Raw genomic sequence first — 25,549 nt, 5'->3', positions numbered from 1 at the left:
CATGACGTCCCCAGATATCGAGGGTCAGGGCCAGGACAGGCCGACCGTCGCCTCGCTGGTCTCCCAGAGCCGCCGCTGGGCCATCTCGTCGCGCGCGAGCGGCGCGGTGCCGACGACCCGTGGCCGCCCGCTGGCCTGGCCCGGGCCCCCGGGGCCGACGTACGTCCCTCCCGGCAGGTCGGCGGTCGCGGCCATGAGCCCGGGCCACGCGCCGGCCGCCGCGGACTGCGCGATCGCCTTCATCGCGGCGTCGAGGATCGCCGCCCGGCGCCCCTCGGTGCCGCCGAGCTGGCCGTTGACGGCGAGGTGGGTGCCCGCCAGTCCGGGGTGGGCCGCCAGGGAGAGCACCGGCAGCCCGGCACGCCGCAGTCGCCGGTCGAGCTCGAAGGTGAAGAGCAGGTTGGCCAGCTTGGTCTGGCCGTAGACCCGCCAGCGGCTGTAGCGCCTCCGAGCGCGCGGGTCGCCCAAGGGCGCGGACCGGGCCAGGCGGTGCGCCTGCGACGACAGCGTGACCACGCGGCCCGCGCCGGAGGCGACGAGCTGGTCGAGGAGCAGGCCGGTGAGCAGGAACGGCCCGAAGTGGTTGGTCGCCATCTGCGACTCGAGCCCGTCGACCGTGCGGCGGAACGGCGTCGCCATGATGCCGGCGTTGTTGACCAGCAGGTGGAGCGGACCCAGCGCCCCGGCCGCCTCGGCGGCGGCGCGGACGGACGACAGGTCGGAGAGGTCGACGACCAGGGACTCCAGCGCTGCGTACGGCACCTGGGCGGTGATCGCCTCGGCGGCCGCGTCGAGCTTCGCCGGCGTACGCCCCGCGAGCGCGACCCGGGCGCCGTGCCGGGCCAGCTCGAGCGCAGTGTGGAACCCGATCCCGCCCACCGTCGGTCCCGTGACCACGGCGGTCCGGCCGCGGAGGTCGCCGATGTCGTCGGTCGACCAGGTCACGGCGTGACGCCCATGGCGGCGAGCACGCGCTCGCCCAGGGCGGTGTCGCCACTGATCCGTACGTCGCCCGGATCGGCCGCCCGGCGCCCGCCGGCGAGCAGGACGAAGGTCTCCCGGTCCATCTCCAGCGTGACGGTCGGTTCGGCGTCGTCGCGCGTGCCGGGGCGGCCGCGGCCGTCCTCGCCCACGACCGCGGTCACGGGCTCGTGGCCGGCCACCTCGAGGCGTACGACGCTGCCGGCCGGCGCCTGGGCGCGCTTGGCCACGACGTAGGGCAGGCTCTCCATCAGGTAGTCGGCGGCGTGGAGCGCGGGCGCCGAGTCGAGGTTGCCCGGCATGTCGAGCGCGCGGCGGACGTCCTGCTCGTGCATCCACACGTCGAGAGGCCGGTTGCGCAGCAGCAGGCCCGTGGTCCAGCCGATCGCACCGAAGACGCCCGGCGCCGGGGCGGCCGGGTCCGACGGAGGGTCGGCCAGCAGCTGGGTGTGACGGGCGGTGGTCGACTCGCGGATCTCGGTGATCAGCGCGTCGGGCGTCTCGTCCCGGCGGGCCACCACGCCCTGCTCGGTGAACTGCCCCATCATGCCGCGCGCGTGCGGCGCGTCCCCGATCTCGACGTCCTCGTGCTCGCGCCCCGCGAGGAGCGCCTCGAGGTGCGCGGTGTGGGCTGCGACGGCGCGCACGTCCCAGCCGGGCAGGTCGGTCGGGGTCGACCACTCGTCGTCGCCGACGTGCTCCAGGACGCGGGTGAAGGAATCGACCGCCTCCCACCAGATGGAGACGAGTGAGCTGAGGCGGTCGGTCTCGGTCATGGGGAGAGGGTAGGGGGTGGGGTCCGCGGAATCGGCAGGTCGCCGCCCTACGCTGCACAGGACGGTCGGACCCCGAGCCGGCCGCTGGCGCACCACGAAGGAGTCCCCATGGGTATCGGAATCGGCATCCTGCTGCTCGTCATCGGCCTGATCCTCCTCTTCGCGATCAAGGAGTTCCCGGACTCCCTCCAGGAGGTCGTCGACCCGACCACGGTCGGCTGGATCCTGGTGATCGCCGGTGTCCTCGCGCTCGTGCTGGGCCTGGTCATGAACAACCAGCGCTCGAAGACCACCCACGTGGAGGAGCGCCGCGAGCTATAGCCAGCCGCGGTCCTGCGCGATCCGCGCAGCCTCGCTGCGCGTGGTCGCGCCGGTCTTGCCGATCGCGGACGACAGGTGGTTGCGCACCGTGCCCTCCGACAGGTGCACGCGGGCGGCGATCGCGGCCACCGGTGACCCGTCGAGGGCGTACGTCAGCAGCTCCCGCTCGCGTCCGGTCAGCGGGCTCGGTCCGTCGATCAGCGACTCGGCGGCGAGGTCCGGGTCGATCACCCGCAGGCCGGCGTGCACCCGGCGCACGGCGTCGGCGAGCTGGCGCGCGGGGGTGTCCTTGACGACGAAGCCGGAGGCCCCCGCCTCGATGGCCCGGCGCACGTAGCCGGGCCGACCGAAGGTCGTCACGACCAGCGACCGCACCTCCGGCAGCTCGCGGCGGAGCGCCGCCGCGGCGTCGATGCCGTTGAGCCCGGGCATCTCGATGTCGAGCAGGCACACCTCGGCCCCCGAGGCGCGGGCGGCGTCGACGACCTCGTCGCCGCGGCCGACCTGGGCCACGACCTCGAGGTCGGACTCCAGGTCGAGCAGCGCGGCCAGGGCGCCGCGCACGAGGGCCTGGTCGTCGGCGAGCAGGAGCTTGATCACGGCAGCGCCACCTCGACCCGGGTGCCGGGAGCGGCCGCGGTGACGTCCAGGCTGCCGCCGGCACCGGCGACGCGCTCGCGCATGCCGCGCAGGCCGTTGCCCTCCGGTCCGGAGACGCCGGCACCGTCGTCGGTGACGGAGATCCCGCGGGGCCCGAGCTCGATGACGACCGAGCCCGCCCGCGCGTGGCGTACGACGTTGGTGACCGCCTCGCGCAGCACCCAGGCGAGCAGCGTCCGGTGGCGCGGGTCGGTGTCGGCGACCGCACCGTGGACGGTCGTGGCGATGCCGGCGTCCGCGAGCACCAGGGGCGCCGCCGCGAGCTCGGCCTCGAGGTTGCCGGCACGCAGGCCGCCCACGGTCGCCCGCACCTCGGCCAGCGCCTGGCGGGCCGTGGCCTGGATCGACTCGAGCTCCTCCTTGGCACGCGCCGGGTCGACGTCGACGAGGCGGGCGGCCAGCTCCGCCTTGACCGACAGCGCCGTCAGCGAGTGCCCGAGCACGTCGTGCACGTCGCGGGCCACCCGCTCGCGCTCGGCGACCATGGCGAAGTGGTTGCGGGCCCGGTCGGCCTCGACCTCGCGCTCGTTGAAGACGCGGAGGATCGCACCGCCGATCATCACCGGCCACACCATCAGGAAGAAGAACGGGGGGAAGCCCTCGAGGTCGAGCAGCGACACCGTCGGGACCAGCAGCCAGAACCCCGTGGCCCACTTCCACCACGGGTCGGGCAGCCCGAGGGCCGACAGCATGGCGAGGTAGGGGGTGAACCCGATCGCGTCCATCCCGATGACCGGTGTGGCGGCGAGCGCGAGGGCCATCATGAGGAGCAGCGCCAGCCAGACCTTGTCCTCCCACCAGCTGTAGCCGAGCACGTTGACCACGGCGAAGCCCGCGATGCAGGCCAGGGCGAAGACCTTGGCCGGGACGGGCACGTCGGCCGTCACCGCCTCGATGACCGGGTAGACGAGGAAGACCAGCCAGATCGACGCGAAGGCCCAGCCCCACTTCACCCAGGGGCTGCTCGGCGGCTCGACGGGGTCGGTCACGTCCGCGCCCGGCTGCGTCGTACGCCCCACACCGCCAGCAGGGAGAAGATCACCGTCCACGCGAGCACGTTAGCGACCGGCAGCCACAGCGGGTCCTGCCCGCCCACGGGCAGCCGACCGTCGGTCAGCGGGAAGCGGGCGAGGGCGGCGTAGCCGTAGAGGGGGGTGAGCCGCCCGATGTCGAGCAGCAGCCCGTCGATCGGGGAGAACACGTTGCCCAGGAACGCCATCACCACGATCATCCCGGACGCGATCCCCGGGGCGTTGGTGCCGCGGAGGACGAGGCAGACCGCGAGGCCGTAGATCGCGAACAGCGCGGACCCCAGCCAGACGATGGCGGCCGCGAGCGTCCAGTCCGTCCAGTCGCCGCGGGCGCCCGTCACCGCCCCGAGCGCGAAGACCAGGGCCACCGGCACGGCCGCGACGGCCATCGCCACGGCGGCCTTGGCGACGACGAAGCCCAGCGGTCGCACCGGCGTGAGACCGAGCTGGCGTCCCCACCCCATGACCTGCTCGGTCGCCGCGCTGCCGGCGACGCTGGTGGTCGCGTTGACCGCGCCGTAGGCCGCCATCGAGACCATGACGTACATCGCGACGTTGCCGCTGCCGACGGGGTCGTCGGACCCGAGGCCGAAGACGAGGTACATGAAGGTCGGCAGGCCGACGACGAAGAACATCCCGAAGCGGTCACGCAGCTGGCGGCGCAGGTCGAGCAGTGCGTACGTCGCCATGGCCGGACGCGGCGCGATCCTGGCGCCCGTCGTGCCCACCGTGGCGCTCACCGGGCTGCTCCGGCCAGGGCGGGCTGCTCGGCGGTGAGGGCCAGGAAGGCGGCCTCCAGGCTGGCGGCCGAGACCTCGACGTCGGTGACACCCAGCGGCGCGAGCGCCCGGTGCACCTGGGCCATCCAGGCGGCGTCGATGCCCTCGGCCCCCAGCGCCTCGGCGGGTGGCCGGAAGGTGAGGGTACGTCCGCCGTAGGCCGCTCGTACGTCCGTGGTGGGGGCGTCGTGGACGATCCGTCCGTGGTTCATCAGGACCGTGCGCTCGGCGAACTCGTCCGCCTCGGCGAGGTAGTGCGTGGCGAAGACGATCGTGCGGCCCAGCGCGGCGTCGGCGCGCATGGCGTGCCAGAACTCCTGGCGCGCGCCCACGTCCATGCCGGTCGTGGGCTCGTCGAGGATCACCAGGTCGGGGTCGGGCACCAGCGCCAGCGCGAACTTCAGGCGCTGCTGCTCACCACCCGAGCACGCCTCCACGCGGCGACCGGCGAGCCCGGTCAGCCGGGCCCGCTCCAGCACGACCTCGACGCGGTCGAGGCGGCCGTGCAGGGCCGCGATCGCGCGCACCGTCTCCCCGACGGTGAAGTCGTTGAGCAGGCCGCCGGTCTGCATGACCGCCGACACCCGCCCCCGGCGTACGGCGACATCGGGCTCCAGGCCGTAGACCTCGAGGCTGCCGGCGTCCGGGCGGGTGAGCCCGAGCAGCATGTCGACCGTGGTGGTCTTGCCGGCGCCGTTGGGGCCGAGGAAGGCGACGATCTCGCCGGGCTGGACGGTCAGGTCGACGTCGTCGACCGCGGCGACGGCCGTGCCGTCGCCGGCTCGGAAGGACTTGTGGAGGCCGGTGGCCCGGATCGCGGGCACGGCTGCTGGCTGCGTCATGGCACCAGCCTGTCGGCGTACGCCCCCGCGTCCCGGGTGGAGTTGTCACGACCTCGCCGTGACAGCTGTCATCGAGCTGGCCCCTGCCGCCGACCCCGAACGCATGTAACGCCGGGTCGGGTGCTGTACCCACCCGGATGCATCAGGGTGGGTACAAGCACGAACCCGGCGTTACAAGGGGACTGCGGGCTGACCGAGAAGGATCAGAAGGACGCCTCGTCGAGGTCCATCAGGTCGAGGGTGATGCCCTCGGCGATGGCGCGCTCGGCGGTGATCTTCGGCAGGTTGTGCTGCGCGAAGAACTGTGCGGCGGCGACCTTGCCCTCGTAGAACGCCTTGTCCTTCGCCGACACCTCGCCCGCGAGCTTGGTCAGGGCGACGTCGGCCTGGCGCAGCAGCAGCCAGCCGCAGACGACGTCACCGAGCACCATCAGCAGGCGCGAGGTGTTGAGCCCGACCTTGTAGATGTTGCGCAGCTCCTCCTGCGAGGACATCAGGTCGTTGATCATGTGCCCGACGATGGCGTTGGCGTCCTCGAGCGCGGTGGCGAGCAGGGCCCGCTCCGTCTTGAGGCGGCCGTTGCCGGCCTCGGCGGCGATGAAGCCCTCGATCTCCTTCGCCAGGTGGCCCAGCGCGCGGCCCTGGTCCTTGACGATCTTGCGGAAGAAGAAGTCCTGGCCCTGGATCGCCGTCGTGCCCTCGTAGAGGGTGTCGATCTTCGCGTCGCGGACGTACTGCTCGATCGGGTACTCCTGGAGGAAGCCCGACCCACCGAAGGTCTGCAGCGACTCGGTGCCCAGCAGCACCCACGAGCGCTCCGAGCCGTAGCCCTTGACGATGGGCAGCAGCAGGTCGTTGACGGCCGCGGCGAGGCGCGCCTCGTCGGAGTCGGCGGTCCCCGCGTGCTCGGCGACCATGACCTGGTCCTGCCACGTGGCGGTGTAGAGCACCAGCGCGCGCATCGCCTCGGCGAACGACTTCTGCGTCATCAGCGAGCGGCGTACGTCCGGGTGGTGCGTGATGGTCACGCGGGGGGCGGTCTTGTCCGCGGCCTGGGTGAGGTCGGCGCCCTGGATGCGCTCCTTGGCGTAGTCGAGGGCGTTGAGGTAACCGGTCGAGAGCGTCGCGATGGCCTTGGTGCCGACCATCATGCGGGCGTTCTCGATGACCTGGAACATCTGGGCGATGCCGTCGTGCACCTCGCCGAGCAGCCAGCCCTTGGCCGGCTCGCCGCCACCGACCTGCGGGTCGCCGAAGGTGACCTCGCAGGTGTTGGAGACCTTGATGCCCATCTTGTGCTCGACGTTGGTGACGTAGACGCCGTTGCGCTCGCCGGTCAGCTCGCCGGTCTCGGGGTCGAAGTGGTGCTCGGGCATCCAGAAGAGCGAGAGGCCCTTCGTGCCGGGGCCGCCGGCGCCCTCGACGCCCTCGGGGCGGGCGAGCACCAGGTGCATGATGTTCTCGCTCATGTCGTGCGTCGCGCTGGTGATGAAGCGCTTGACGCCCGTGATGTTCCACGAGCCGTCCTCGTTGCGGACGGCCTTCGCGCGGCCCGCGCCCACGTCGGAGCCGGCGTCGGGCTCGGTGAGGACCATGGTGCAGCCCCACTGGCGGTCGACCATGTGCTGGGCGACGGCCTTGTCGCGGTCGTTGCCGTTGCGGTGCACGACGTTGGCGAACGCGGGACCCGCGGCGTACATCCACACGGGGGCGTTGGCGCCGAGCACCATCTCGCCGATCGCCCAGATCAGCGACGAGGGGGCGGGGGTGCCACCCATGTCCTCGAAGACCTGCAGGCGCCAGAACTCGGAGTCCATCCAGGCCTGGTAGCTCTTCTTGAACGACTCCGGCACGGGGGCGGTGTGGGTCGCCGGGTCGAAGACGGGCGGGTTGCGGTCGCTGTCCTCGTAGGACGCGGCGAGGTCCTCGCGGGAGAGGCGCTCCACCTCGCGGAGGATCTCGCGTGCGCTCTCGCCGTCGATCTCGCCGAAGGGTCCGGTGCCGAGCACGTCGTCGCGGCCGAGGACCTCGAAGAGGTTGAACTCGATGTCGCGGAGGTTGGTCTTGTAGTGGCTCACGGCTTTCACCTGTCCATGTCGCATGTGGGTGCGGAGTCGGGGCGAGTGACGCTCGTCGAGCGCGCTGCTACTCGCCAGTAACAAAATCATGCCTCGCGATCAGCCGTCGCGCAACACGAACCTCGGATGTCGCCGCTCACAGGGGTGGGTGCGAGCGCGGCCGCGAGGTGGCAGGACGCGCCGACGGCCGGGCTGGTTTTGTCTATCACCCAAAGTATGTCTAGTCTTTCACCTGACAAACCACAGTCACATGACCTTGGTCGCGCCGCGACCGGAACCGACCCAGACCTGAAAGGAGCCTGCGGATGCGCAAGCTCATCGTCCTCGGCGTCGTGGGCCTCATCGCCCAGCTCATCGACGGATCCCTGGGCATGGCCTACGGCGTGACGTCGTCGACCCTCCTGCTCGCCGCCGGCGTCGCACCGGCCGCCGCCTCGGCCGCCGTGCACTTCTCCGAGATCGGCACGTCGCTGGTCTCCGGCGCCTCGCACCACAGACTCGGCAACGTCGACTGGCGCACCGTCTCGATCCTGGCCGTGCCCGGCTTCGTGGGCGCCTTCCTCGGCGCCACCCTGCTGTCGAACCTCGACGCCGCCGTGGCCAAGCCCGTCGTCGCGGTCATCCTGCTGGGGCTGGGCTTCTACGTCGTCTACCGCTTCCTGCGCCTCGGCGGAGCCCGCCCGACCTTCAAGGGCCACCCGTCGGCGATGTTCCTGGCCCCGATGGGCCTCGTCGCCGGCACGCTCGACGCGGTCGGTGGCGGCGGTTGGGGCCCCGTCGGCACCACCTCGCTGCTCTCGAGCGGTCGCCTCGAGCCCCGCAAGGTCGTCGGGTCGATCGACACCTCGGAGTTCGTGGTCGCCGTCGGCGGCTCGCTCGGCTTCCTCATCGGCCTCGGCGCGGCCGGCATCAACTGGGGGTACGCCGGTGCGCTGCTCGCCGGTGGCGTGATCGCCGCGCCGATCGCGGCCTGGCTGGTCAAGCACCTCGCCGCCCGCGTCCTGGGCACCGCCGCCGGCGGCCTGATCATCCTCACCAACTCCAAGACCCTCCTCGAGGCCGTCGGTGTCCCGGGAGTCGGCGTTGCCGTCGCCGCCGCGACGATCTTCGTCCTGTGGATCTCCGCCATCGTCTGGGCGGTCAAGCAGGAGCGCGTCGCCCGGGCCACCGCGGCCGACGACCGCGAGCTGGAGGCCGTGACCGCCTGACGGACGGCGCTCGCCCGCGGCGTACGGGGCCAACCCCACTGTCTTTGCCGACATATCTGACAAACTGGGCATATGCGCGTCTCCGCCAAAGCCGACTATGCCCTGCGGGCGCTGATCGAGATCGCGGTGCGCGCGGACGGGACCGCCGTCAGCGCCGAGCAGCTCGGCAAGGCCCAGGGCATCCCGCACGGCTTCCTGCAGGCCATCCTCGCCGACCTCCGTCGCGCCGATGTGGTGGTCTCGCAGCGCGGCCAGTCCGGCGGGTGGCGCTTCGCCCGCAAGCCCGACACCGTCACCGTCGCTGACGTGATCCGCGCGGTCGACGGGCCGCTGGTCTCGGTCTACGGCCTGCGTCCCGAGGCGGTCGAGTACGACGAGTCGGCGCAGGTGCTCCAGCACGTGTGGATCGCGGCGCGCAGCTCGCTGCGGATGGTCTTTGAGCAGGTCACCATCCAGGACCTCGCCGACGGCAGGCTGCCGGCGGGGGTCGCCGCCCTCACCGAGGACGACGACGCCTGGCAGCCCCACTGACCGGTCCGCCTGGCCGCCGCGGCACGCTCAGGCGGCCAGCCTCCGGTTGACCTGCTTGCGGCGCGTCGAGACCTTCGCGAGCCGCTTGTCGAGCCGCGCCTCCTCCTCCATGAGCGCGATCCGCGCGACCTGAGCGGCGAGCTGCCCGCCGGAGAGGTGGGACGGCAGCACGTGGGTGCGGGCGTCCTTGACCAGCGACGTCCACGCCGCCGGGGGCTCCGCCGTGAAGCCGCTCGTGATCACCAGGATCACCTTGAACCCCGCGAGGCCGTCGAGCGCGAGGGCAGCCTGCTCCGGGGTGGCGCCGAAGAAGTCCGGGATGCTCACGAAGCAGTCCGCCCGGGACTTGTGCGCGCGGCGGCACACCCGTGCCCACGCGCCCTCGACCTGCTTGCGCCGGAGCCCGGCGGCCTTGTGGGTGCGGCGGAGCTCGAGACCGGCGTGGGCGAGGGTCTCCGCCGCGACGTCAGGCAGCGCGACGCGGCCCAGGGCGAGGCCCTCGGTCATCGACGCGAGGTCAACGGGGTCGGGGCCGATGTGGAGGAGGAACAGTCTCTTGGCCATGGCGCCAGCCTCCTGCGGGCCGGCGTCACGTTCGTGAACGCGGCCTGACGCACGCGCGACGCTTCGGGGTCCAGTCCCGGTCAGTCGACGGCGCGGAGCCAGGTCACGAGCGGCCGCAGCGCCTGCCAGTCCTCGCGAACCCGGTCGAGCAGGCCGGCGTCGATCGCGTCGGCCTCGAAGCCGTACGAGCGACCGACGAAGAGCTGCTTGCGGCGCAGCAGGTGGATGCGCGGGTGGTCGGCGTCGTAGCCGCGGGGCGAGGTCTTGAGCTGCTCGCCGCCGACCTCGAAACCGGCCTTCTCGAGCCGCTTCAGCAGCCGGTCGAGCGCCGTGCCGGTCTTCTCGTCGGCCATCGCGTCCCGGATCGCGGCCAGCGTGGGGCCGTCGGCCTCGTAGAAGCCGGCGCCGACCCGGGTGCCGCGCGCGGAGATCTCGACGTACCACCCGGTGCGGGGGCCGGCGGCGACGAACGCGCCCTGGTGGGTCTTGTAGGGCGTCTTGTCCTTGGCGAAGCGCACGTCGCGGTAGGGCCGGAACACCTTCGCCGGGCCGAACTCCGGCTCGAGGGCCGCGGTGAGCGCCTTCATCGGCGCCTCCACCGACTCCTTCCAGACGTGCTTGTGGCTCTCCCAGAAGGACTTGGAGTTGTCCATCTCCAGGTCGTCGTAGAAGTCCAGGGCGGCGACGGGGAATCCGGTGAAGCTCACGTCAGGTGACGTTAGCCCACACCGTCTCGTCGCCCTTCTCGCCGAAGGACGCGAGCGTGAGCACCCCACCTCCGCAGGTGGGTTCGCCGAGGAAGGCGTTGCCCGTGGACGTCGACTCGTAGGCGACCTCCAGGGTGTGCTCCGGCGTCCAGCGCATCAGCCGAGCCGGCTCGCCGGGGCCCTGCGGGTCCCGGACGAAGAAGACGGAATCGCCGCACGGGAGCGCGGTGCCGGTGGTGCCGGGACCGAGGTCGAAGTAGGTGCCGTCGGCGGAGGCGCGGAAGTGCGCCTCCTCCTGGCGCCGCGGCTTCGGCACCTCGGACCACAGCGCGCCGTCGGCGGTGGCCGCGACGTCCCATGCGGTGCAGTCCTGCGGGCCCTCGATCGGCTGCGGCACGCCGCTGCCGTCGAGGAGGTTGGCGGTGCGGCAGGCGACCGGGCGGGCGTCGTCGAAGGTCATCATGCCGACACCGTGCTCGCTCGCGGTGAGCCCGGAGAAGCCCGACCTCGCCGGGGCGCACCAGCCGTCCTCGCCGTTGCTGTCGGCCAGGGCGTACGTCGCCAGGCAGTAGGCGCGGTCGTCGCCGTAGGTCGGGTAGTAGAGATCGCCGCCGGTCAGCGCCCACGAACCGCCACTGGCCGCGGGCGGGGTGGCGACGTCGCCCTCCTCGGCGGTCGCGAGGTCGACGACCGCGACCTCGCTAGGAGCGGTCTCGGCCTTGTCCTGACGGACCACGACGGCCCAGTCCTCGCTCATCAGCACCTCCGAGATGGTGCGTCCCGTGCCGGCGGAGACGCGCACTGCGTCACCACCCCGGGCCAGCTCGACCGAGCTGTTGTCGCGGGAGCCGAGCGCCTCCCACTCCGGGCCCTTGACGTAGCGGGTGCCGGGCTCGACGCCGGAGTCGTTCCACTCGAGCAGGGCGGGTGTGGGCTCGACGACCGCCGGGTCGCCGACCGTGCCGCCCACCGCCCCGGTCGGCTCCTCCGGGGCGGGCGCGGAGTCGTCGGCCCCGCAGCCGGCGAGGCCGACCAGCAGCGCCAGCGCGAACGTCGTACGGACTCGCACGTCAGACCCCGATGTTGTGCTGGAAGTGGTCGAGGTTGGCGCGGTAGGACTTGTAGGCGTTGCGCCACTGCACGCGGCCGATGGCCGGCTCGCTGGGGTCGAACCGCGACTGGTCCCACGGCTCGAAGTAGCCGATCTTCCGGTTGCCGCCGGGGTCCTGGTCGAAGCCGCGGCCGACCTGGAAGTGGCCGCTCGCGTCGTCGTCGAGGTAGGGGTAGTACTGCTTGAGAAGCACCGGGTGCAGCACGACCGGGGCCTGGTAGTCGTGCACGTGGCGCATCATCAGGCGGTACCACTGCTTGAAGGTGAAGTCGCTGATGTCGAGCACGACGTAGGGGCCGGCGTGGGTGGCCTCGTCGTAGTCGGTCTTGTTGTTGACCACGCGCACCATGTCGGTGATCGCGGTGCCGGCGCTGGTGGTGCCGAGCCGGCGGGCCCAGTAGGACTGGTTCTTCCGCGCCCCCTGCGAGCCCCAGCCGATGGCCTGCATGGTCGCCGGGCCGCACCAGTAGGTCTGGTTCTGGGCCTGGGCGACCTTGCTGGTGAGGATCTTGGACCGCGTCGGGTACGACCCGCCGAACCCGCCGCGCGCCTGCACGTCGACCGCCGCCACCTCTGGGTGGCGCTCCGCGAACCCGTCGGGCAGCGGCACGCCCTGGATCTCGTGGCGCAGCATCCACACCTTGCCGACCGACCGGGCCGCCATGGTGAGCTCGGCGCGCTCCGCCTCGGTGCGGGCAGCGGCCGTCCGGCTCTCCGCCCGGGCCAGCAGGCCGTCCGAGTCGAGGTCGCCGGTGCGCTCGGTCCTCCCGAAGCTCGGACGGGCCTCGAGCCTGGCTGCGAGGGCCTCGCGCGTCTGGTTGGTCCAGCCGAAGCCCAGGCAGTAGCGCTGGCCGTCGAAGGTGGCGCAGCGGACCGACGCCCGCGCGAGCGCCGTACGTCCCTGGGCGCGGTCGAGTCCCGCTCCCTCCGCGAGCACCCGGTCGATCTCGGCCTGCATGGCCGGGGTGACCTCGCCGCGGCCGGGGGCGGTGTCGGGGGCCGCAGTGGTCTCGGACGACGGGGCGATCGAGCCCTGGTCGTCGCCGCCGTCGGGCAGGAACGGGACGGCGCCCAGCGTGAGGGCCAGGGCCGCGGCGGCGATGGTCACGGGGTGGCGCCAGAGCGGGCGCGCGGCGTCCTCGTCGGCGATGGTGTGGGCGACCTTGGGGGCCACCTTGGCGGCTGGGAAGCGGGGAAGACGTGGCATGGGGAAGGAACCTCGATCCGAGAAGACGGTCGCCTCACTGTCCTCTCTGGCCCCAGAAGGCGCAAGTTCCCCACGTGCCCCACGGCTCTCTGCTGATCAGTGATCCCCGGTCAGCCGGGGATCGCTGAACTTGTCAGGGCGTGCATGGGCCGACAACTTCAGGAATCCCCGGTCAGCCGGGGATCGCGGACGTATCGACGGTGGGCAGAGCGTCGCGCTCGCGCGCTGTTCAACAGTGGAGCGGATGACGAGACTCGAACTCGCGACATCGACGGTGGGCAGAGCGTCGCGCTCGCGCGCTGTTCAATAGTGGAGCGGATGACGAGACTCGAACTCGCGACATCGACGGTGGGCAGAGCGTCGCGCTCGCGCGCTGTTCAATAGTGGAGCGGATGACGAGACTCGAACTCGCGACATCGACGGTGGGCAGAGCGTCGCGCTCGCGCGCTGTTCAATAGTGGAGCGGATGACGAGACTCGAACTCGCGACATCGACGGTGGGCAGAGCGTCGCGCTCGCGCGCTGTTCAATAGTGGAGCGGATGACGAGACTCGAACTCGCGACATCGACCTTGGGAAGGTCGCGCTCTACCAACTGAGCTACATCCGCAGTGCCGTCCGTGGACGGCTCGGGAATGCTACCTGACGGGGGAGATGCCGGGTCGCTTCGGGGACACAGTGTCCCCCGAGGAGCGGCCGGTGAGGCGGCGGTGCACCCACGGCACGAGGAACTCGCGGGTCCACTGCGCGTTGGCCGCCCACTGCTGGCGGCGGTCGAGCACGGGCAGCGGGCCGACGGTGACCGGGGCGAGGCCGTGCTCGACGCCGATGGCCTCGAGGACGGCGTGCGCCATGTGGGTGTGGCCGTCGCTGTTGAGGTGCATGCGGTCGGTGTCCATGACCCCGGCGATCTCGACGTCACGCATCCGCCACATGTCGACGATGGTCGCGCCGTGCCGGTCGGCGATCTCGCGGACCCACTCGTTGAAGATCGCCATCCGGCCGCGCATCGGGCCGTAGATCCCGCCGGCGCCCGGGTCGAAGATCGTGAACATCACGACATGAGCGCCCGTCGCTGACAGCCTGCGGATCGCGTCGTCGTACGTCCGCGCCAGCGCGTCGATGTCGACCCGCGGGCGGAGCACGTCGTTGCCGCCGCCGTGGATCGTGACGAGGTCCGGCTCGAGCGCGACGGCGGCCCCGACCTGCTCGTCGACGATGGATGCGAGCTTGCGGCCGCGGATGGCGAGGTTGGCGTAGCCGAAGTCGTCGGTCTGCTGGGCCAGCACCTCGGCGACCCGGTCGGCCCAGCCGCGCAGGCCGTTGGGCCGAGAGGAGTCGGGGTCGCCGACGCCCTCGGTGAAGGAGTCGCCCAGGGCGACGTAGCGGTGGAAGGTCACCGATCCATTGTGGCGACCCCCTCCGCGCGCCCGCGCAGGAGGCTAGGGTCGGCCGCGTGCTGCTCTCTGACCGCGACATCATCGCCGAGATCGACGCCGGCCGGATCGCCCTCGACCCGTGGGACCCGCAGATGATGCAGCCCTCGAGCATCGACGTACGCCTCGACCGCTTCTTCCGCGTCTTCGAGAACCACCGCTACCCGCACATCGACCCCGCCGCCGACCAGTCCGAGCTCACGCGCGAGGTCGAGCCGGAGGGCGACGAGCCGTTCATCCTGCACCCGGGCGAGTTCGTGCTGGGGTCGACGTACGAGAAGGTCAGCCTCCCCGACGACGTCGCTGCGCGCGTCGAGGGGAAGTCGTCGCTGGGCCGGCTCGGGCTGCTCACCCATGCGACGGCCGGCTTCGTCGACCCCGGCTTCTCCGGGCACGTGACCCTCGAGCTCGCCAACGTCGCGACCCTGCCGATCAAGCTCTACCCGGGCATGAAGATCGGGCAGTTCTGCTTCTTCCGGCTCTCCTCGCCGAGCGAGCACCCCTACGGCTCCCCGGCGTACGGCTCGCGCTACCAGGGCCAGCGCGGCCCGACCCCGAGCCGCTCGTTCCAGAACTTCCACCGCACGCCCATCTGAGACGTCCGGCCCCGTTCGGGTTCCCCGCCTATGCGGTGAAACTCGAACCTCCGGGGGTTTGCACGCCCCCAGAAGTCGGGGTTTCCCCGCTGATGCGGGGAAACCGGAGAAGCCGACAGTCCGCATGTCGGATGGCGGCACACCCGCGTCGCGCTGCCCGACCAAGTGTGGTTAGGCTTGCCTTACTTAGGTCACCCTCACCACGGAGTTCTGATGAAGCGAACCCTCGCCGCGCCCATCCCGATCCAGGTCGCCACGGCCACCCTCCTCGTCGCAGCCCTCACCGGCTGCAGCACCGGGTCCACCAGCGCCTCGGAACCGGCAGCAGAGCCGTCGGCGACCACCACCGCCGACCCGGACGCCTTCCCCGTCACGATCGAGCACGCCCTGGGTGCGACGACCATCGAGTCCGAGCCCACCCGCGTCGCGACCCTCGGCTGGACCGACCAGGACCACGCCGTCGCGCTCGGCGTCGTACCGATCGGGGCCACGAAGATCACCTGGGGTGGCAACGAGGCAGGCTCGACCGACTGGTTCGACGTGGCCGTCGAGGAGTCCGGCGCCGCGGCGCCCGTGAGGTACGACGACGCGGACGGCGCGCCGATCGACGAGATCGCCGAGCTCGCCCCCGACCTGATCCTCGCCACCAACTCCGGCATCACCGAGGCGGAGTACTCCAAGCTCTCCAAGATCGCCCCCGTCGTGGCCTACCCCGAGGCGCCCTGGACGACCGACTGGCAGACCTCGCTCGAGATGGTCGGCGAGGCGCTCGGGCGGACGGCGCTGGCCGAGGAGGTCGAGGCCGACACCGAGGCGACGATCGAGGAGGCCGCGGCGGCCCACCCCGAGCTCGACGGCGCGGAGCTGATCTACGGCTACCTCACGCCGACCGACCTCTCCACCATCGGCATGTACGCCCCCGAGGACCCGCGGGTCTCGATCCTGCGCGACTTCGGCATGGTCGACGCCCCGGCCGTCGCAGAGGCGATCAAGCCCGGTGAGTTCTACGGCTCGGTCTCGGCCGAGAAGGCCGCCGACCTCGACTCCGACGTCTTCCTCACCTGGGTCGACTCCGCCGACAGCGTCGAGACCATCGAGGGCGACAAGCTGCTCGGCCAGATCCCGGCGATCGCCGAGGGACACTGGTACGCCGAGACGGACAAGGCCACCGCCATGGCCTCCACCAACCCGACGCCCCTGTCGATCCCCGTGATCGTCAGCGACTTCCTGCCGCGCGTCGTCGAGGCCGTCGAGGGCTGATGACCATCCTCGTCCCGACGCGAGCAGTCGCGACAGAGCCTCCGGGGGGCGGCTCGTCGCGTCGGCTCGCCCTGCCGGTCAGCGCCGCGATCTCGGTCGCGGTGCTGGCCGGTGCCGGCGTCCTCTCGCTGGTGGTCGGGGCGCGCTGGGTCCCGCTCGAGGCCGTCTGGGACCCGACCCACCCACTGCACGTGATCGTCGAGGCGCGGTTCGAGCGCACGGTCCTCGGGTTCGCGGTCGGCGCCGCGCTCGGCCTCGCCGGGGCGCTGATGCAGGGCCTGACCCGCAACCCGCTGGCCGACCCGGGCATCCTCGGCGTCAACGCGGGTGCCACCTTCACGATGGTCGTCGGCATGACGGCCTTCGGCCTCGCCTCCATGGGCCAGTTCCTCCCGATGGCCTTCGTCGGCGCGGCCGTGGCCGCAGCCCTCGTGCACGCGATCGCCTCGCTCGGCCGCGACGGCGCCACGCCCATGAAGCTCGCCATCACCGGGGCCGCGCTCACGGCCGGCCTCTCGAGCTGGACCACCGGACTGCTGCTCGCCGACCGCCGGACCATGGAGTCCTTCCGGTTCTGGCAGGTCGGCACCCTCGGCGGACGCGGCATCGACGTGCTCCTCGTCGGCCTGCCCTTCCTGGTGGTCGGCGTGCTCCTCGCGCTCGCCGGCGCCCGGCTGCTCAACACCCTGGCCCTGGGCGAGGACCTGGCCCGCGGGCTCGGTCGGCGCACGACCCGCGACCGGCTCGTCATCGCGCTCGCCATCGTCCTGCTCGCCGGCACCGCGACCGCGCTCGCCGGACCCATCGCCTTCGTCGGGCTGGTGGTGCCGCACGTCGTCCGCGGCCTCGTCGGCCCCGACCACCTGCGGGTGCTGCCGTTCTCGATGCTGGCGGGGGCCGCCCTGGTCGTCGTCGCCGACACCATCGGCCGCGTCGTCCTGCCGCCCTCGGAGGTGCAGGTCGGGATCATGGCCGCCGCCGTCGGCGTACCCGTCTTCATCGCCCTGGTCCGACGCGCCGGGAGGGCGTGGTGACCGCGGCTGTCGAGGTCGTACGCCGTGCGCGCCGGGCGCCGCTGCACCACCACCGACGCCTGGTGGCGGGCCTCGCCCTCGTGGTGGTCGGCGCCTTCGCCGCCCGGGTGCTGCTGGGCGACTACACCGTCACGATCCCCGACTTCCTCCGCATCGTCGGCGGCGAGCAGATCCCCGGCGCGACCTACATCGTGATGGAGTCCAAGCTCCCGCGCGCCGTGCTCGCGGTGCTCGTCGGGCTCGCCTTCGGCATCGGCGGGGCGATCTTCCAGACGACCCTGCGCAACCCGCTCGCGAGCCCCGACATCGTCGGCGTGAGCCTCGGCGCGAGCGCCGCGGCGGTGTCCGCGATCGCCCTGGCCGGGTGGACCGGCTGGTCCGTCTCGCTCGCCGCCGTCGCCGGCGCCGTCGGGGTCGCTGTCGCGGTCCGCGTGGTCGCCGGAGGCCGCGGCGACTTCCGGGTGGTGCTCGCCGGCATCGGCCTCGCCGCGGCGATGCAGTCGGTGATCCAGTACGTCTTCACCCGCGTCGACGAGTGGGACGTCCAGCTCGTGCTGCGCTGGCTCACCGGCAGCGTCAACGGCGTCGCCTGGTCGTCCATCGGCCTGCTCGCCGCCGTGCTGGCCGTGCTGCTGCCGGCCACCGCCTGGGCGGCGCGCTCGCTCGACGCCACCGAGCTCGGCGACGACACCGCCGCCGGCCTCGGCGTCGGCCGCGGCCGCACCGACCTCCTCCTGCTGCTCGGCGTGCTCCTCGTCGCCGTCGGCGTCGCCGCCGCCGGTCCGGTCGCGTTCGTCGCGTTTCTGTCCGGCCCGATCGCCCGTGCCCTCAACGGCGGTCGTACGACGCTGCCGGCGGCCGGTCTGGTCGGCGCCGTGGTCGTGCTGGCCGGCGACCACGTCGGGGCCTACGCGTTCGCCGACCTCAACCTGCCCGTGGGCGTCGTCACCGGGGCGTGCGGTGCACCGTTCCTGCTCTGGCTGCTCGCCCGCGGCCCCCTCGACGCACACCGAAGGAGGGCGGCATGACCCGGCTGGAGGCGAGCGCCCTGACGCTCGGCTACACCGACACCGCCGTCGTACGCGACCTCGACCTGCGGGTGCCGCACGGCCAGGTCACCGTCATCGTCGGCGCCAACGCGTGCGGCAAGTCGACGCTGCTCCGCGGCCTCGCGCGCCTGCTGCGGCCGCGGTCCGGCTCGGTGCTGCTCGACGGCGAGGCCATCCACCGGATGCCGACCCGGCAGGTCGCCCGCACGCTGGGCCTGCTCCCGCAGGACCCGATCGCCCCGGAGGGCGTCACCGTGTCCGACCTGGTCGGGCGCGGGCGGCACCCGCACCACGGCGCCTTCGGACGCTGGACCAGCGAGGACGAGGAGGCCGTCGCCGAGGCGCTCGTGCTGACCGACACCCTGGACCTCGCCGGCCGGGTGGTCGACGAGCTATCCGGCGGCCAGCGCCAGCGGGTGTGGATCGCGATGGCGCTCGCGCAGGGCACCGACCTGCTGCTGCTCGACGAGCCGACGACCTACCTCGACGTCGCGCACCAGGTCGAGATGCTCGACCTGCTCGCCGACCTGAACGCCCGGCGCGGCACCACGATCGTGATGGTGCTGCACGACCTCAACCTCTCCGCGCGCTATGCCGACCACCTCGTCGCGCTGCACACCGGTCGCGTCGTGGCCGAGGGCACGCCGCGGCAGGTCGTCACCGAGGACGTCGTCCGCGCGGTCTTCGGCCTCGACAACCGCGTCATCGAGGACCCCGTCTCGCACACCCCGCTCGTGGTGCCCGTGGGCCGCCACCGACCCGTCCAGGAGGACCGATGACCGTGGCCGCCACTTCGGACCCGGCCGTGCTGCCCATGCTCGTCACCGACGTCGAGGTCGTCTCGGTCGAGCGGCTCAGCCCCACGTTCGTACGCGTCGGGCTGGGCGGTCCCGCGCTGGCCGACTTCGGTGTCGACGGGCCGCGCTACGACCAGCGCATCAAGCTGGTCTTCCCCGACCCCGCCTCCGAGCGCGGCCACATGCGCACCTACACGCTCCGCGACGTACGCGGCTCCGGTGAGCAGACCACCCTGGTCGTCGACATGGTGCTGCACCTCGAGGGTGACCTCGTCGGGCCGGGCTCCACCTGGGCCTCGACGGCTGCCGTGGGAGATCGGATCGGCGTGCTCGCTCCGCGACGCGGGTTCCCCTTCGGCGGGATCGAGTTCGCCCCGCCGCCGGGAGCCGAGCTGCTGCTCGTCGGGGACGAGACCGCGGTGCCGGCGATCTGCACGGTCGTCGAGCAGCTGCCGGCCGACGCACGCGGCACGGCGTTCCTCGAGGTGCCCGTGGCCGCCGACGTGCAGGACGTACGCCACCCGGCGGGTGTCGACGTCGTGTGGCTGGCACGCGAGGGCGAGGAGGTCGGGGCCGGGCTCCACGACGCGGTCGTGGCCCACCTCGGCGTCCCCGGAGCGATCCTCGAGGTCGCCCCGGACGAGGTGGACCCCGACCTGTGGGAGACGCCGTCCTACTCCTCCTCCGGGGAGGACGTCGGGAGCGACGGCGTCGGGGTGGTCGGCACCTACGCCTGGATCGCGGGGGAGTCGAGGATGGTCACCGGCCTGCGCCGGCACCTGGTCAACCAGCTCGGCTTCGACCGCAGCCAGGTGGCCTTCATGGGGTACTGGCGCCGCGGGGTCGCCATGAGGTCATGACGAGGTCCTGACGGGGCGGGGCCGCGGCGCCCTGGTTTCAGCGGCGGCGCTTGGGCGCGCGGGGCGAGAAGCGCACGCGCTCGGCGATGCGGTGACGAGCGATGAGCTCGAGGTCGGTGAACGAGTCGTACATGGCCGTGCTCCTTTCTGGAGGGCTTCAGCCCTGGTGGAGGGTGACGTCGCCCGAGGCCGTGGTGGCACGGACCTCGAGGAAGGACTGGTCGGGGGCGGGCTCGCCCGTGCTGGGGAGCGTGGAGGAGAGTCGGCCGCTGGCCGTGCGGAGGTCGGTCCACACCGGGGTGCCGGGCAGGACGCCGATGCTGACGTCGCCGCTGGCGGTCTTGGCGGTGACCCGGCCGGACGCGGCCCGGCCGATCACGAGGTCGCCCGACCCGGTCGTGAAGACCACCTCCCCGCGCGCCGAGCCGAGCTGGGCGTCGCCGGAGCCGGTCTTGACGGCGACGTCGCCGTCGGCCCGGTCGACGCGTACGTCGCCGCTTCCGGTGGTGATGACCAGGTCGGAGTCGGAGCGGCGCACCTGCACGTCGCCGGAGCCGGACTTGATGACGGCGTCGCCCGCGAGCTGCTCGGCACTCACGTCGCCGGACCCTGACTTCACCTCGGTGTCGCCGTCGACGACGTCGAGGGTGATGTCGCCGGACCCGGAGTCGATGCGGATGTCGCCGAACCGACCGTGGGTGGACACGTCGCTGCTGCCGACCTTGGCGCTGAGGGCGCTCGCGACCGGGACCTCGACCACGATCTCGGCGCGCGGGTCCTTTCCGAAGAAGCCGCTGGAGCGTGGTGGGGCGATGATCGCGATCCGGTGCGTGCCGGCCCCGTCGTCGAGGTCGCGGACCTCGAACTCCTCGGCACGCTCGCCGGTGATGCGCACGGTCGTGTCGAGGGTGTCGGTGGCGGTCACGTCGACCGTGCCGCGGCCGTTCTCGACGTAGAGCTCGATCGGCTCCGGGGTGTCGAAGGTGACGTCCTGGTGGTTGCTCATCGGGGTCTCCAGACTCGGTTCGGGGTGTGTTCGTCCGCCGGGCCGGCGTGGCGCCGGTCCGTGGTGGTCGGGTGGGTCAGTGGCTCGGGGAGCCGGGGGTCAGAGCCAGCCGGTCATCCGCCGGTTGTTGCCCTTGCGGTTGGCGGCGAAGGGGTCGTAGCCCACGAAGGGCACGCTGCTGAGGTCGATGTCGACGTTGATCGCGTGCTCGTTGGTGGCGCTGCGCACGAGGCCGACCATCCAGGTGTTGAGGCTCTGCCCCGCGGCCGCGGCCTTCTCCTCGGCCCGGGCCTTGACTGCCTCGGGGATGCGGAGCGTGATCCGGGCGAGGTCGCCGTCGTCCTCCTCGGGCGCGGCCGGCGGTGCGGGAGGTGGGGGCGGGGCGGGCGCGGCGGCCGGGGGAGCGACCTCAACGACGAAGTCGAGCTCGCGGCCCACGAGTCGTACGTCGACGCTGCCCTCGGGCAGCTCGGCGGTGATCTCGGCCGCGGCGTGGGAGATGGCCTCCATCAGCGCGAGCCGGGCGCTCGGGTCGAGGGCGTAGGCCAGCCTCTCGGCGGCCTGCTTGAGCTCGTCGCTACCCGCCTCGGCCGCGGCGACCAGGTCGCGGCGCAAGGTGTCGACGTACGGGGTGATGTCCATGTGCACCACTGTGACATCACGATGATGTCATGTCAACGCCTTGGTGATGTCATCTTGGTGCATCGGTGACGTCACGTCTGGCGGTCACGCCCCGGCCATGCACAAGCCCCAGATGGATTTCCACTCGCACGAGTGAAGATCCATCTGGGGCTGAGCGTGAATTGCTGCTGGAGTCGCTGAAGGTCCACTCGCTCGAGTGGAGCTTCAGGCGGGGGCCGCGGCGGTCACAGGTCGAAGAGCGAGCTTGTCCCGTCGATGTCGGCGTCGGTGCGCGGGGTGTACGCCGGACCGGCGGGCGCGGCCGGCTGGCTGGCCGGCTTCTCCTCGGGCTCGGGCTCCTCGCTCGGTGGTGCATCGGCGGAGTCGTCTGCGTCGAGGACCGTGTCCGGGTCGTCGGCCTTCTCCTGCTGGGTGTCCGCCGGGGTGTCCGCCGGGGTGTCCGTCGGGGTGTCCGGCTCGCTCGAGGTCTCCGGCTCGGGGTCCGCGAACAGGGCGGCTTGGCTCAGGTCGGCGCCGCTCGGCGGAGCGCTGGGTGCCTCCGGCTCGGGCGTCGGCTCGGCCTCTGCGGCGTCAGGCTGCTCGGGGGCCGCGGCTGCCTCCGGCTCCGACGACTCGGTGACCTCGGGCTCAGGGACGGGCTCCGGCGCGGACTCGGGCACCGACTCGGCAGCAGGCTCGTTGGCGACGGTCGGGGCGCTGGTCGTCTCGACCTCCGGCGCGCTGATGTCGAACAGTGAGCCGAGGCTCGTCAGGTCGACGTCGGTGGCGGGGGTGGACGCCGTACCGCTGCTCGCAGCTGCCGGGACCGGGGTCTCGGCCACCGGGGCCTCGACCGTCTCTGCCTCGGGCTCGGCTGGGACGTGTGACGACTCGGCCGCCGGAGCAGCCGCGTCGTCGGACGTCTCTTCGGACTCGCCCTCGGAGGTCGCCGGCTCTGGCGCCGCAGCTGCGGGGGCGGCCTCAGCGGCCGGAGCCTCCAGGTCGAAGAGCGAGCCGAGGCTCGAGAGGTCGGCGTCGGTGGTCGGGGTCGATGCGGTCCCGCTGGGCGCGGGCGCCTCAGCCTGCGCGACCTCGACCTTCGCCTCCGGCTCGGGCTCGGCCTGCGGCTCGGGCTCAGCTTCCGGCTTCTCGTCCACCGCGGCCTCGTCCACCGGGGCCGCGGCCTTCGCCTCGGTCGGCGCGGGCGCGGCGATGTCGAAGAGCGATCCGCCGCTGCCCAGGTCGGTCGCAGGCGCCGCGGCAGGGGCCGCGGCGGGCGCGCTCGGGCCTGAGTCGCTGGGAGACTCAGCCGCCGCGGCGGGCGCGCTCGGGCTTGAGTCGCTGGGAGACTCAGCCACCACGGCGGGCTCGGGCTCCGCCGCCTCGGGCTCCGCGGGAGCGTCGAGGTCGAAGAGCGATCCGCCGGCGCCGAGGTCGGTCTTCGCGGGCGTGCTGGGTGTTGAGTCGCTGGGAGACTCAGCTCCCACAGCGGCCTCGGGGGCGGCCTCGGCCTCGGGCTCGGGTGCCGGCTCCGGCTCCGGGGCGGGTGTGTCGAAGAGCGATCCGCTCTCGGCGGGCTTGGCCGGCGCAGCCTCGGGTGCCGGGGTGTCGAAGAGCGACGAGCCCCCCGACGCCTTGGCGGCGGGACCGGCGTCGGCCGTCCCGGTGACGGTGTCCTCGGTGACGGTGACGTCACCGGCCTCGGGCTCGTCCTTGGTGGCGACGTCGGTGGCTGCCGATGCAGCGCCAGCAGCAGCGCCAGCAGTCGCCGGGGCGGCGGCGGGCGCGGCGGAGGACCCGGGCGCGGCCTTGGTCGCCTGCTCGCCCTTCACCGAGGCGAGGAGCATCTGCGCGACGTCGAGGACCTCGACCTCCTCGCGCGCCTCGCCAGCCGCCTGCTGGGCCGTGAGCCCGTCGGAGAGCATCACCCGGCAGAAGGGGCAGCCGACGGCGATCTGGTCGGCTCCGGTGCCCACCGCCTCCTTCGTGCGGTTGAGGTTGATCCGCTCGCCGAGGTTCTCCTCCATCCACATGCGCGCACCGCCGGCGCCGCAGCAGAAGGACCGCTCGGCGTTGCGCTCCATCTCGACGACCTCGGCGCCGGGCAGCACCTGCAGCAGCTCGCGCGGGGGCGTGTAGACCTCGTTGTGGCGACCGAGGTAGCACGGGTCGTGGTAGGTGATCGAGCGCTTCGCGGCACCCGCGCCGTCCTTGACCGGGGTCAGCTTGCCCTCGCGCACGAGGCGGTTGAGCAGCTGCGTGTGGTGGACGACCTCGAGCTCGATGCCGAAGTCCTTGTACTCGTTCTTGAGCGTGTTGAAGCAGTGGGCGCAGGTCGAGACGACCTTCTTGACCTTGTACTCCTTGAACGTCTCGACGTTCTGCTGGGCGAGGCCCTGGAAGACGAACTCGTTGCCGGCGCGACGAGCGGGGTCGCCGGTGCAGGTCTCGCCGTTGCCGAGCACCCCGAAGGAGATGCCGGCCAGGTCGAGCAGCTCGGCCACCGCCCGCGTGGTCTTCTTCGCGCGGTCCTCGTACGCCCCCGCGCACCCGACCCAGAACAGCCAGTCCACCGAGTCGAGGGACTCGAGGTCCTCGCCGACGACCGGCACCTCGAAGTCGAGGCCCTTGGCCCAGTCCATGCGAGCCGTGCTCGACATGTTCCAGGGGTTGCCCTTGTTCTCCAGGCCCTTGAAGAGCTGATTGAGCTCAGCCGGGAAGTTGGACTCCACCAGCAGCTGGTAGCGCCGCATGTCCATGATGTGGTCGACGTGCTCGATGTCGACGGGGCACTGCTGGACGCAGGCGCCGCAGGAGGTGCAGCTCCAGAGCACGTCCTCGTCGATGACGAAGTCGCCGTCGGCGGGGTTGTAGAAGTAGTCGAGCACGTCGGTGCCCGCGCCGGCGCTCTCGCCCTTGGAGCCGACGCCGACCAGCTCGCGCTCGGCGTGTGCCTCGTCGCCGTTCGCCTTGGCGTACGCGTGGTCGCGCAGGCTGGTGATGAGGAGCTTGGGGGAGAGGGGCTTCTCGGTGTTCCACGCGGGGCACTGCGACTGGCAGCGACCGCACTCGGTGCAGGTGGTGAAGTCGAGGATGCCCTTCCAGGAGAAGTCCTCGACCTTGCCGACGCCGAGCACCGAGTCCTCGTCGAGGTCGTCGATGTCGTCGAGCGTGATCGCCTTGCCGTCCGAGGTCAGCGGCTTCATCGCGCCCAGCGCGGTGCTGCCGTCGGACTCGCGCTTGAAGAAGATGTTGAACCAGGCGGTGAAGCGGTGCCACGCCACGCCCATGGTCAGGTTGGAGGCGATCACGATCAGCCAGATCATCGCGGAGGTGATCTTGACCATCGCCACGAAGAACACGATGTTCTTCAGGGCCTGCACGGAGTCGGGGTAGAACCACTCGCCGACCAGGTGGCTGAGCGGGAAGTGCAGCTTGGTGCCGTGGTGGAGCTTGTACTCCGCGCCGCGGATGAACAGGATCGCCGCGCTCTCGAGGAGCACCATGCCCTCGACGAAGTAGGCCTGCCAGAAGTTGGAGCCGAAGAACCGGCTGCGGCGCCCGAGCGACCTCGGGTGCTTGACCTGGCGGTAGATCGCCAGGGCGATGATGCCGAGGGTGCCGAGCAGGCCCAGGATCTCCGCGGCCCAGCCGTAGATGTACCACTTGCCGACGACCGGGATCTCGAACATCGGGTCGAACAGCTGGACGTAGCCCGCCATCACCGCCGAGGACAGGAAGATGAACGCGGCGTAGACGAACCAGTGCAGGATGCCGATCCAGTGCCACTGGAGCATCCGGGTGTGGAGCACCGACTCCTTGAGCATGGTGACCAGGCGCGCCACGGGGTCGTTGCTGCGCGAGACCGGCTGACCGGTGCGGATCACGCCCACCATGTGGCGTACGGCGCGCGTGGTCAGGACCACGGCGACGGCCGTGGCGGCCAGCGAGACGACGATCGCGAACATCTGCATGAAGGGGTGCTCCTCGGTCGGGGCGTACAGAGCCGGAGCATATGGCCGCCCGTCGTGCCGACGGCAGGGCTCTCACGAGTGAGAAAGATCCTACCCGCAGGTAACTTGGTGCGGTGACCTGG

24 protein-coding genes and 1 tRNA gene are annotated in these 25,549 nt (G+C 72.1%); 9 read left to right on the top strand and 16 right to left on the bottom strand.

Annotated elements, in window-relative coordinates; translation table 11 throughout:
* Positions 1-24 precede the first annotated feature (24 nt).
* On the bottom strand, positions 25-945 hold the full coding sequence (locus tag ACS3YM_RS16135; protein ID WP_439937449.1) for an oxidoreductase: 921 nt from the start codon (positions 943-945) through the stop codon (positions 25-27).
* Entirely contained in the window at positions 942-1,757 is an 816-nt protein-coding gene (locus tag ACS3YM_RS16130) for a maleylpyruvate isomerase family mycothiol-dependent enzyme (RefSeq protein ID WP_439937448.1), read from the bottom strand. The genes ACS3YM_RS16135 and ACS3YM_RS16130 overlap by 4 nt, the downstream gene beginning before the upstream one ends.
* A gap of 108 nt (positions 1,758-1,865) precedes the next feature.
* Here ACS3YM_RS16130 and ACS3YM_RS16125 point away from each other — a divergent pair, with 108 nt between their 5' ends.
* Positions 1,866-2,078 (top strand): DUF6458 family protein, encoded by a 213-nt coding sequence (locus ACS3YM_RS16125; protein WP_439937447.1) that lies wholly within the window; start codon positions 1,866-1,868, stop codon positions 2,076-2,078.
* On the opposite strand, the gene ACS3YM_RS16120 is transcribed toward ACS3YM_RS16125, so the two are convergent.
* The 5 genes from ACS3YM_RS16120 to ACS3YM_RS16100 form a co-directional block, all read right to left on the bottom strand.
* A complete protein-coding gene (locus ACS3YM_RS16120; RefSeq protein ID WP_439937446.1) occupies positions 2,073-2,678 on the bottom strand; it encodes a response regulator transcription factor in 606 nt (201 codons plus the stop codon). The genes ACS3YM_RS16125 and ACS3YM_RS16120 overlap by 6 nt on opposite strands.
* Positions 2,675-3,787, bottom strand: coding sequence for a sensor histidine kinase (locus ACS3YM_RS16115; protein ID WP_439937445.1), 1,113 nt, complete (start codon positions 3,785-3,787; stop codon positions 2,675-2,677). Before ACS3YM_RS16115 ends, ACS3YM_RS16120 begins: the two co-directional genes overlap by 4 nt.
* Positions 3,724-4,509, bottom strand: a complete 786-nt coding sequence (locus ACS3YM_RS16110) for an ABC transporter permease (RefSeq protein WP_439937444.1) — start codon at positions 4,507-4,509, stop codon at positions 3,724-3,726. Before ACS3YM_RS16110 ends, ACS3YM_RS16115 begins: the two co-directional genes overlap by 64 nt.
* Complete coding sequence (locus ACS3YM_RS16105) at positions 4,506-5,390, bottom strand: ABC transporter ATP-binding protein (RefSeq protein ID WP_439937443.1); 885 nt, start codon at positions 5,388-5,390, stop codon at positions 4,506-4,508. Before ACS3YM_RS16105 ends, ACS3YM_RS16110 begins: the two co-directional genes overlap by 4 nt.
* Positions 5,391-5,593: 203 nt before the next feature.
* The gene (locus ACS3YM_RS16100; protein ID WP_439937442.1) at positions 5,594-7,468 is read right to left on the bottom strand and encodes an acyl-CoA dehydrogenase; all 1,875 of its coding nucleotides are present in this window, start codon (positions 7,466-7,468) and stop codon (positions 5,594-5,596) included.
* 305 nt (positions 7,469-7,773) lie between these two features.
* On the opposite strand from ACS3YM_RS16100, the gene ACS3YM_RS16095 reads away from it, so the two are divergent.
* Together ACS3YM_RS16095 and ACS3YM_RS16090 are read left to right on the top strand one after the other, a co-directional pair.
* A complete protein-coding gene (locus ACS3YM_RS16095) occupies positions 7,774-8,676 on the top strand; it encodes a sulfite exporter TauE/SafE family protein (protein ID WP_439937441.1) in 903 nt (300 codons plus the stop codon).
* Positions 8,677-8,748: 72 nt separating this feature from the next.
* A complete protein-coding gene (locus ACS3YM_RS16090) occupies positions 8,749-9,207 on the top strand; it encodes an RrF2 family transcriptional regulator (protein ID WP_439937440.1) in 459 nt (152 codons plus the stop codon).
* A gap of 27 nt (positions 9,208-9,234) precedes the next feature.
* Here the strand turns inward: ACS3YM_RS16090 and ACS3YM_RS16085 are convergent, their stop codons facing one another.
* From ACS3YM_RS16085 to ACS3YM_RS16060, 6 genes are all read right to left on the bottom strand, one after another.
* The gene (locus tag ACS3YM_RS16085; RefSeq protein WP_439937439.1) at positions 9,235-9,771 is read right to left on the bottom strand and encodes a hypothetical protein; all 537 of its coding nucleotides are present in this window, start codon (positions 9,769-9,771) and stop codon (positions 9,235-9,237) included.
* An 80-nt stretch (positions 9,772-9,851) separates the two neighbouring features.
* The gene (locus ACS3YM_RS16080; RefSeq protein ID WP_439937438.1) at positions 9,852-10,478 is read right to left on the bottom strand and encodes a DUF2461 domain-containing protein; all 627 of its coding nucleotides are present in this window, start codon (positions 10,476-10,478) and stop codon (positions 9,852-9,854) included.
* Between the two features lies 1 nt (position 10,479).
* A complete protein-coding gene (locus ACS3YM_RS16075; protein WP_439937437.1) occupies positions 10,480-11,547 on the bottom strand; it encodes a hypothetical protein in 1,068 nt (355 codons plus the stop codon).
* Position 11,548: 1 nt separating this feature from the next.
* Positions 11,549-12,796 carry a hypothetical protein gene (locus ACS3YM_RS16070; RefSeq protein WP_439937436.1) on the bottom strand — a complete coding sequence of 416 codons (1,248 nt, stop codon included), beginning with the start codon at positions 12,794-12,796 and terminating at the stop codon, positions 11,549-11,551.
* Between the two features lie 532 nt (positions 12,797-13,328).
* A tRNA-Gly gene (locus ACS3YM_RS16065) sits at positions 13,329-13,404 on the bottom strand.
* Between the two features lie 28 nt (positions 13,405-13,432).
* Positions 13,433-14,194 (bottom strand): SGNH/GDSL hydrolase family protein, encoded by a 762-nt coding sequence (locus tag ACS3YM_RS16060; RefSeq protein ID WP_439937435.1) that lies wholly within the window; start codon positions 14,192-14,194, stop codon positions 13,433-13,435.
* Between the two features lie 56 nt (positions 14,195-14,250).
* On the opposite strand from ACS3YM_RS16060, the gene dcd reads away from it, so the two are divergent.
* The 6 genes from dcd (at position 14,251) to ACS3YM_RS16030 (ending at position 19,826) form a co-directional block, all read left to right on the top strand.
* Positions 14,251-14,826, top strand: a complete 576-nt coding sequence (gene dcd, locus ACS3YM_RS16055) for a dCTP deaminase (protein ID WP_439937434.1) — start codon at positions 14,251-14,253, stop codon at positions 14,824-14,826.
* Between the two features lie 213 nt (positions 14,827-15,039).
* On the top strand, positions 15,040-16,086 hold the full coding sequence (locus tag ACS3YM_RS16050) for an ABC transporter substrate-binding protein (RefSeq protein WP_439937433.1): 1,047 nt from the start codon (positions 15,040-15,042) through the stop codon (positions 16,084-16,086).
* A complete protein-coding gene (locus ACS3YM_RS16045) occupies positions 16,086-17,120 on the top strand; it encodes a FecCD family ABC transporter permease (RefSeq protein WP_439937432.1) in 1,035 nt (344 codons plus the stop codon). Before ACS3YM_RS16050 ends, ACS3YM_RS16045 begins: the two co-directional genes overlap by 1 nt.
* Positions 17,117-18,148 carry a FecCD family ABC transporter permease gene (locus ACS3YM_RS16040; RefSeq protein ID WP_439937431.1) on the top strand — a complete coding sequence of 344 codons (1,032 nt, stop codon included), beginning with the start codon at positions 17,117-17,119 and terminating at the stop codon, positions 18,146-18,148. Before ACS3YM_RS16045 ends, ACS3YM_RS16040 begins: the two co-directional genes overlap by 4 nt.
* Positions 18,145-18,948 (top strand): ABC transporter ATP-binding protein, encoded by an 804-nt coding sequence (locus tag ACS3YM_RS16035; protein WP_439937430.1) that lies wholly within the window; start codon positions 18,145-18,147, stop codon positions 18,946-18,948. The genes ACS3YM_RS16040 and ACS3YM_RS16035 overlap by 4 nt, the downstream gene beginning before the upstream one ends.
* Positions 18,945-19,826 carry a siderophore-interacting protein gene (locus ACS3YM_RS16030; protein ID WP_439937429.1) on the top strand — a complete coding sequence of 294 codons (882 nt, stop codon included), beginning with the start codon at positions 18,945-18,947 and terminating at the stop codon, positions 19,824-19,826. Before ACS3YM_RS16035 ends, ACS3YM_RS16030 begins: the two co-directional genes overlap by 4 nt.
* Before the next feature lie 157 nt (positions 19,827-19,983).
* Here the strand turns inward: ACS3YM_RS16030 and ACS3YM_RS16025 are convergent, their stop codons facing one another.
* The 3 genes from ACS3YM_RS16025 to ACS3YM_RS16015 all read right to left on the bottom strand — a co-directional run bounded on the left by ACS3YM_RS16025 (position 19,984) and on the right by ACS3YM_RS16015 (position 25,427).
* The gene (locus ACS3YM_RS16025; protein ID WP_439937428.1) at positions 19,984-20,832 is read right to left on the bottom strand and encodes a DUF4097 family beta strand repeat-containing protein; all 849 of its coding nucleotides are present in this window, start codon (positions 20,830-20,832) and stop codon (positions 19,984-19,986) included.
* 99 nt (positions 20,833-20,931) lie between these two features.
* On the bottom strand, positions 20,932-21,474 hold the full coding sequence (locus ACS3YM_RS16020; RefSeq protein ID WP_439937427.1) for a toxin-antitoxin system HicB family antitoxin: 543 nt from the start codon (positions 21,472-21,474) through the stop codon (positions 20,932-20,934).
* Positions 21,475-21,698: 224 nt separating this feature from the next.
* The gene (locus ACS3YM_RS16015; protein ID WP_439937426.1) at positions 21,699-25,427 is read right to left on the bottom strand and encodes a heterodisulfide reductase-related iron-sulfur binding cluster; all 3,729 of its coding nucleotides are present in this window, start codon (positions 25,425-25,427) and stop codon (positions 21,699-21,701) included.
* Positions 25,428-25,549: the final 122 nt, after the last annotated feature.

The sequence above is a fragment of the Nocardioides sp. N13(2025) genome (assembly GCF_051912545.1).
Taxonomy (GTDB): Bacteria; Actinomycetota; Actinomycetes; order Propionibacteriales; family Nocardioidaceae; genus Nocardioides.
The sequence above is the reverse complement of the archived record's forward strand: the minus strand, read 5'-3'. Positions and strand labels throughout refer to the sequence as shown.